A 787-nucleotide genomic window follows, 5' to 3' on the forward strand; every position below is an offset into this window, starting at 1 on the left:
TAAAAAGTTCGCGGACTCTGTAGAAGCTGTTTGCTTTAGCTAACAGAGAGTTCACTGTAGTGAAGGGTGTTAGGATACGTCTTGGGCATGACGTTAAACTGCCCACTTCTGCTTTCAGTCAACCTGCGCGCGAAGATTTCAGACCTATTGTTCACACCGATATCTCTTACCTAGAAAATAGATTGCCTATTTTCATGGTTCGAGGGTGCGGCCCCCGAATGAGAATTAGTTTAGTTTCTTACCATCCTGATGGTAGACACGTGAATCGTGGCAAGGCAATCTTTTTGGCCTTAGGATTTTACGAACACCCACTCGCAATCATCTTTTCCCTGTTGACATTTAACAGTAAAATGACTATTATTTGTAATATATGAACAACTATTCAGTCATGAGCATAGCGAGGCTATATGAGAGAGCAGAAAGAAAAGAATAATGGCGATGTGTGCGAAATAGAATTCGTCGATGAGGCCAAGGTCAATGCGGTTAAAACAGTTATGAAATCCAATGGGATTATTAAAAACCTGGCTGAAACCTTTAAGGCCTTAGGCGATCCTACCCGACTTAAGATTATCTTTGCCTTATCCAGAGAGGAACTGTGTGTTTGTGATCTAGCAAGACTTCTTAGTCTATCAGGATCTACTGTTTCCCACCAATTGAGAATTTTGCGAAATATGAGGTTGGCAAAATACAGGAAAGAAGGTAAGATGGCCTATTATTCCTTGGACGATGAGCATATTGGTAGCCTTTTCGAAGAGGGGTTAAGGCACGTGGAGGAAAAATAAAAATT

At 41.2% G+C, this 787-nt stretch carries 1 protein-coding gene; it reads left to right on the forward strand.

Features of this window, described 5'->3' with window-relative positions; all coding sequences use genetic code 11:
• Positions 1-407: 407 nt before the first annotated feature.
• Complete coding sequence (locus HW443_RS12240; protein ID WP_176235802.1) at positions 408-782, forward strand: ArsR/SmtB family transcription factor; 375 nt, start codon at positions 408-410, stop codon at positions 780-782.
• The last annotated feature ends 5 nt before the right edge of the window (positions 783-787 follow it).

The organism is Candidatus Hakubella thermalkaliphila, from assembly GCF_013281975.1.
GTDB lineage: Bacteria > Actinomycetota > Humimicrobiia > Hakubellales > Hakubellaceae > Hakubella > Hakubella thermalkaliphila.

Bases quoted from the DNA above. Each gene is read 5' to 3' on its own strand.
- HW443_RS12240 (WP_176235802.1), top strand. From the start codon at position 408: ATGAGAGAGCAGAAAGAAAAGAATAATGGCGATGTGTGCGAAATAGAA.